The following is a 6,379-nucleotide window of genomic DNA, read 5'->3' on the forward strand; positions in this document are numbered from 1 at the left end:
TCTGGTGCAGGCAGCAACATTCTCAATCGCGGCTGGTTGCAACCGTGACCAGTTGTTCCTTTGACGGAAGAGGAGCCAAGCGTGGCAAGTGTGATCGACGGCATCTACCGGATCAGCATCGCCGGGCAGCAGACCCTCACCGACGTGGGCGGGGGCAACCTCGTCCTTCTGCCTGACGGCAACGGCGGCGGGCAGGTGTGGCAGGTGCGGCGCGCCAACGACGACACCTACACGATCCGCAAGCCGTCCGGCGGGGCTTTTGTGAGCTTCGATGGTGACCCGGACACATTCGAGCGGGTACGTGTGCTCCCGGAGCCGCGTGAATGGAAGATCGCTGATGGTCCCCAGTCGGGTACCTTCACCATCGGTGTCCCGGACAATGAACTGACCCTGGGACTTCACCCGGCGCTCATCTACCCGCCGCTGGTTGCCCTGTCACCTATCTTCAGGGAGGACAGGGGCTGGATTTTCGAGGGCGTCGAGTAGTCGAGTAACCCGTCCACCCGGGGCCCGGCCCGGCCGGTGAACGAGGCCCTGCGCCGATGGCACGGGGAGCCGGGCGCCGTGCCGCGGATGGCAGCAGTTCGACCATCCGCGGCACGGTACATCGGTACATCGGTGCATCGGTGCATCGCGGCCGAGAGCGAATCGGGCGAACCGGATAGAAAGGATTGATCGGACAAGACCGCTGGTCGGTCACCTCAGTCGCATCCTCTCGGTGGCGGCGCCGAATGYGGGCCCGATCCGCGATACTTCTGTGGGATGACCAATTCTGTCYGGCCTGCCCGGCGGGGAATGCAGGCTATCCTCGGCGACCGTCTCTGGCAGGCGTTGTTGTCATGCGGTTCCCGGTGCCATTTCCGGTCGCGGCAGGTGCTGCTGCGTCAGGGCGATCCAGATGATTTCCTGCTTCTGCTGACCACCGGCCGGGTAAAGGTGGTGCGCGTGGACGCGGAGGGCTCGGCCCTCCTGCTGGCGCTGCGCTCGCCCGGGGACATGATCGGTGAGATGGCGCGAATCGGAACCGGACGCACCGCCACGGTGCAGGCGATCGATCGATGCGAGGCGCATCGGGTCTCCGCCGCCACGCTCGACTCCTTCCTGCGGCGGCACGGTGTTCAGGGAGCGCTGGCTGACTACGTGGTGAGCAAGCTGTCCGAAACGGTTCCCTATCAGCATCAGCTCGTGCATTTCTCGCCGCGGCAGCGGGTCGCCCGCCTGCTGTTGGAACTGGTCGCCCTCGCCGGACCGGAGCTGCCCGATCCGATGCGGGTGCCGTTCTCGCTCGATGCCGTCGCGGAGTCCCTGGGACTCGCCCGGAGCACGGTGGCCRCACATGTGGCGGCATTGCGAGAGGAACAGGTGCTGAGGCCGGGGCCACGGCTCGCGGTGGCGGATATCTCACGGTYGCGGGCCGAGGTGGGCATCACGACCGGCTGAGCATGCCGGCTGGCCCGGCGGGCTCCAGGTCGTCCGCTGGTTCTCCGTTGACGGGAGCCGGTGGGCCGACGAGATGTGGTCCGTGCCACCGTTGAACCGTCCGTCGATGGACGTTTTTGTCACTCTTCCGCCGCGACGCTGAAGAACACGGGCACGACATCCGTGCTCTCCCGCGAACGCGAAGGATTCAGCGATGGCCTCTACACCGGTCCATGGCGGCACCGACAGCATGGCAATGCCCCCTTACCGGGCCCTGCTCGTCGTCGACATCAAGGATTTCAGCGGCTACCCCGGACGCTGGCACGAGGACATGACGCGGGCGGTGCCGGACATCCTCACCGGAGCGTTCGCGCGTTCTGGCTGGTCCGAATCACCATCGATGGAACGTTTCTCCGACACCACCGGCGACGGGTACGTGCTCKGCTTCGAGCCCTCGATGCTGCCGTTGCTCGTCCACCCGTTCCTGGACAACCTCCAGCAGGAGCTGGAGTACYGGAACAAGGTCGCGCCCGTCGCACCTGCCGCGGCCGACCGGACGCTGCGGATGCGGGTGAGCCTGCACGTGGGATCGACGACCGATTYGGGGACGAACCGGCTGGGTGACGGCAGCGGTGCGGCCCGTATTGCCCTGCACCGCCAGCTTGACGCCGCCGCGGTACGACACCTGCTGGAAGAGTCGAATCCCCGGACGACCCTGGTGGCCGCGATCCTGTCGTCACGGGCCTACGAGGACGCCGTGCTCAGYGGTTACAGCGGGCTGGACGACTCCTTGTTCGTGAAGGCCCCCGTCGAGGTGAAGACATACCGCGACGAGGCGTACCTGTATGTGCCGAGACCGTCGGGCGGCCTGCTGCACCGCGGCTTCCGCGTTCCCGAGGTTCCAGCCGCACCGTCGCGGGCGGCGGCCGAGGCTTCCACGCCATCGGACCGTAGCCGAGYCGACCTTGGGCAGAGCGGCGCTACCAGAAATATCAGCGGCATCAGAAATATCGGTGGTATCAGCAACGTCGGCGGATCGGTCTTCGGGGATAATCGGCCGCAGACGCACGTGGGCATCGGTGACATCAACACCGCGTCTGGTCCGATCCGCACAACCCGTAGAGATACCCACGCCCCACGCGGCGACCAGCAGATCGGGCCGCGTACCGAGCACCATGGCCCGGAACACTATGGCCAGGGCCACCAGTTCGCCGCGCCGCTCGACCGCCCTAATTTTGGTGATTCTAACTTCACGCAGGGATCCCCGACCACGGCCCCGGACCCCGGAGCCGTGGACGAAAAGGGGACTTCGGGCGTGGAGGGCGCACACGATGACTGACATCCGGAGTCTTATGCCTGGCGCCAGTCCAGCGGATGAAACCTTGCCGCACGAACCGCCGGGTAATGTGCCCCCGGACGAGAAAGCAGCCGGCGCCGGCGCAGCGGCCGCCGCCGAACCACCGGGGGCCGGGAACACCGGTAATGTCAGCGGGGCAGGAAAATCCGGTGGAGCAGGCAACGTCGGCGGCTCGGTAAGTGGTGACAATCGGGCGCAGACCCATCTGGGAAACGGCGACATCAAGAATATTGTGAATCTGATCGACCTGGCAAAGAAGCGAGTTCGCCGGCCCGAAGCCATCTCCGGCGCGACTCTTCGCGAGCTGAGCGGAGTGTTCGTTCGGCCCACCGGCTTCGCGGATGCGGCGGAAAAGATAGAAAAACACCGCCTGGTGCTGCTCTCGGGATCCCCCGGAGACGGCATCCACGCCGCGGCGTGGATGCTGGTGGCTGGAGCCGGTGGTGCCAGGGCCGGGACGGAGAGGATTGAGCGTATTCCCGCCGATGTCGAGGCAGACGACGAGCCGGACATTCCCCAGAAAGCGTTGGACGATCAGGCGCGGTATCTTCTCGACCTGTCCGAATTGATGCCGTCTCGCTCCGAGGAACTGGCGAAGCGGCTTGAGGCGCTGCGGGACGTCGTTGCCGGCTCGGCCCGCTATCTGGCKGTCATTCTTCCAGCGGACTCGGTGAGATGGCTGCCGGYCGAGCTGCGGCGACTCGTGCCCGAGRTGAGCCGGCCGGACTGGCGTGCCGTGCTGCAATCACACCTCGCCGTATCCATGCAACCAAGCGCGCAGCCTGATCTTGCGACGATAGTAAAGATCATCGAAAAGTCCGCCGATCTCGCCGATCTCGGGGCCGCCACGCTGTATCAGGTGAGCCGGGTGGCCGTAGCGTCAGCGAAACTCCTGGGTATGCGTCCGGGCGCGGCTCTGCCGGACTGCCTCCGGTTGGCCTGGCGGGAGGTCAAACGGCAGGACAGCGATTATGGGAAGGAGATCGACTGTCTGCTCGAGAACGATCGGACCGGCATGAACGCTCTCCTTCTCATCACAGCGGCCATGCTGGAGGACGCGGATCGGGACCTGGTGTTCGTTGCGCAACGGGAGCTCGCCCGGGCCGGTGAGTTTCGCCTTCCAGATGACCACGCGTTGACCCGCCCAGGTTTTCTGGCCCGCCTGGGAGAGATCGGTGTCGTCCGCGACGAGCAGAGACCGATCCGTTTTGAGAAGACGGGATTCGGCGTGGCCGCGCGCCACTATGCCTGGGACAACTACCCGACGTTGCGTCCGGCCTTTCTCGATTGGGCGGAACGGCTTCCYTCGCCGCCGGGGATCTTTTGGCCCAACGATGTTCTGACGAGGTTCGCGGAACGGTTCACCGAGGAGTCGTTGCGGAGTGATCGAGCCGATGATGCCCTGGATCTTGCGTATCACTGGATCGGTCGCCGTCGTGTCGCCGCGATCCCCGCGTGCTTGGGCCTGCTTACGAAKGGCCTGGAGGAGGGAGCGGAGGGAACCGGYGGCCGGAAGTTCCGGCAGCGGATCCGTGCATGGTCGGAGGATCATCGGCTGGACGCCTACCTGGCGCGTATGTGTATCGAGCTCTCTGGTAAAATAATATATGATATCTATCCGTTTCAGGCGTTGACCCGACTGCACAACTTCGCCGCGCATGAGAATCCGCAGGTTGCCAGCGCGGCCATCGATGCCGTCGAGACCCTGGCAAGCGCCGACCGGGACAACTATCGCTATGTACTTGGCCGGTCCGTGAGAGCGCCCTATGCCGTCCGCGGATCGACGGGGAACGCGGAGGTTTTTCTGCGCCTGGTGTCGGCCTCTCGGTTGTATGCCAGGGACGCCGTCGGATGGCGGCCTGTCGACGATCCCGAATGCGGGGAGCTTTTCCGTGGCGGGTGGATCCTTGTGCTCGAGGCCGATGCGCCGCCCTCGAAGGAAACGATCGGGCTGGTCCATCTCTGGCTGGATGACGTGGTGCAGGCTGTTGGGCGGGGGCCGACGATTTTACCGGACTTGCTCGTCGACGCGCTGCGTGAACGTTTTGATCTGCTTTCATCGCTGCGGGCGATCCTCGGTCGTTGGGTGGATCGGCCGCTGGGGGATTCGATGGCGCCCGACCAGGCCGCAGTTCGCACCTATCTCCTCGACCGGATCGATAAGGAGCTCTTCGGGGAGGATGTCGGCTTGCGTCCGCCCTCCTCGCCAGGTGACACCCAGCCGTCGCCCGCCGCAGGACGAGAGGAACAACGATGACCAGGAGTCAGTGGGTCGTCTTCGTCATGAACCTTTTCGGTCTCCTCGCCACGCCGCTTCTTCTGGGGTGGATCGTGGGCGGGCCGTTGTTGATCTGGGTAGTTCTTGCGCTCGCTCTGACAGGAGTGACAGTCGTCCAGGCGTGGCCGGTGCGCGGGATTCTGGATGCGGAGAAGKCTCCTCCGTCGCCAGTGGTAGTCCCTACGATGGCGATGACCCCGGTTCCCGTCCTCTCCGRCGAGTACCAACGCGAGCTGGAGAGACGGCGTGATCTCGCTCAGGTGTTCTCTGCCGCGGACTCGGCGGCGGTCTGGCACCTGGCTCGCGGCGATGYGGATATCGAGGCAACAGGCCGGGCGATGCCCGTGCTGGACTATCTCGTCTCAGTGATCAGTCCAAAGGCGGAGAGCCGATTGCCGAGGCCGCGGAAGTGGGAACACACTGTGGACGACGACATGACCTTCGAAAAGCATGCCGAGGCGATCATACAGGCAGTCCTCCCAGATCCAGCGGACGGCAGGCGAGGCGACCTTGCCGCGCAGCTCGGAATCGTGCTMGACAGATGGAACACATCGGGGGAGTTCGRCRAACTACTGAAGCAGCTGTATCCCGCCTCCCAGGCCATTTTGTAGTCGATAGACCACCTTGATCACTTCTGGCTGCGGCGGAAGCGTGGCCTGCCCTCGACGGATGCCGGCGACACGCCGGAGGAATCCGAACACGCAGCAGCGCTCGCCTGGGCCGGGTGGATCCGTCAGGAGGCGGACCGCGCCATCTCCTCCTGCGACCCGGCAGCTGACGTATATCACTCCGGACGAGGCGCCGTTGTCAGAATTGGACCGATTCATGCCGAAGGGCATGACCGCCTACTACCCACCCGACAATTACCATGCGTGGTGGGAGTCCGTGAACCGCGAACCTCAACATTCCGCATCTCCCTTTCCAGCGGGTGTATAGGAGTTGGAATCTCCTCTTCATCCCGCTAAGGCCACGCTCCGTGGCTAGCTGATCGTCGAAGTCGGTCGATGATCCGTTTGCGGACCTCGTCGAGCACGCTAGTCTCTGTTACCGATAGTAGCGATTCACTCTCTCTCGGTTCTGGAGGAAGCGTGGACAAGTCCGTGAGGCGGAAAGCCGCGGTTGTCGCGGTGTCTACGGCGGCGGCAGTGTTCGTCACCGTGGGGCCGGCGRCTACGAGCGCGCTGGCGTCGAGCTATCTCGGTGGCCCGGTGGATGAAAAGATCGCCAAGGATCATTGGGGTAAGGACGGCTGGGACGGCTGGGACGGCAAGGACCGGTGGGACGGTAAGGACGGGTGGGACGGCTGGAACGGTAAGGACGGGTGG

The 6,379-nt window shown here is 64.8% G+C and carries 5 protein-coding genes and 1 pseudogene; all 6 read left to right on the top strand.

The features are described from left to right. Nucleotides 1-90: 90 nt before the first annotated feature. Nucleotides 91-486, top strand: coding sequence for a hypothetical protein (locus Manayef4_RS08005; protein WP_308726802.1), 396 nt, complete (start codon nt 91-93; stop codon nt 484-486). Between the two features lie 276 nt (nt 487-762). Further along, nucleotides 763-1,440, top strand: coding sequence for a Crp/Fnr family transcriptional regulator (locus tag Manayef4_RS08010; RefSeq protein ID WP_070131158.1), 678 nt, complete (start codon nt 763-765; stop codon nt 1,438-1,440). A gap of 193 nt (nt 1,441-1,633) precedes the next feature. After that, entirely contained in the window at nt 1,634-2,758 is a 1,125-nt protein-coding gene (locus Manayef4_RS08015; RefSeq protein ID WP_139140038.1) for a hypothetical protein, read from the top strand. Further along, nucleotides 2,751-5,033, top strand: a complete 2,283-nt coding sequence (locus Manayef4_RS08020) for a hypothetical protein (protein ID WP_139140039.1) — start codon at nt 2,751-2,753, stop codon at nt 5,031-5,033. The genes Manayef4_RS08015 and Manayef4_RS08020 overlap by 8 nt, the downstream gene beginning before the upstream one ends. After that, the gene (locus tag Manayef4_RS08025; RefSeq protein ID WP_070131161.1) at nt 5,030-5,665 is read left to right on the top strand and encodes a hypothetical protein; all 636 of its coding nucleotides are present in this window, start codon (nt 5,030-5,032) and stop codon (nt 5,663-5,665) included. Before Manayef4_RS08020 ends, Manayef4_RS08025 begins: the two co-directional genes overlap by 4 nt. Before the next feature lie 477 nt (nt 5,666-6,142). Continuing rightward, nucleotides 6,143-6,379, top strand: a pseudogene (locus tag Manayef4_RS08030) (hypothetical protein); the annotation flags it as partial.

It is taken from the genome of Frankia sp. CgMI4, from assembly GCF_001756285.1.
Taxonomy (GTDB): Bacteria; Actinomycetota; Actinomycetes; order Frankiales; family Frankiaceae; genus Frankia; species Frankia casuarinae.